At 74.1% G+C, this 341-nt stretch carries 1 pseudogene; it reads left to right on the top strand.

What is annotated here, in order from left to right:
* A pseudogene (locus AC1DYK_RS36425) lies at positions 1-341 on the top strand (NAD(P)(+) transhydrogenase (Re/Si-specific) subunit alpha); the annotation flags it as partial.

Genomic DNA, 341 nt, shown 5'->3' with positions numbered 1-341 from the left:
GCGGGCGCGGGCGTGGCTGCGAGCGTGACCGATGCGGCGTACCAGGCCGCGGGGGCCGAGATCACGGATGCGGCGGGGGCGTTCGGCGCCGAGATCGTGCTGAAGGTGCGCACGCCGGACGAGCGCGAGAGCGCGCTGATGAAGCCGGGCACGGTGGTCATCGGCATGCTCAACCCSTTCGACGGGGCGGGCCTGCAGCGGCTGGCCGCGGCGGGCCTCACGGCCTTCGCGCTGGAGGCCGCGCCGCGCACCACGCGCGCGCAGAGCATGGACGTGCTCTCCTCGCAGGCCAACATCGCCGGCTACAAGGCCGTGATGATCGCGGCCGACCAGTACCAGCG

The sequence above is a fragment of the Variovorax sp. P2_H12 genome, from assembly GCF_056403395.1.
The sequence above is the reverse complement of the archived record's forward strand: the minus strand, read 5'-3'. Positions and strand labels throughout refer to the sequence as shown.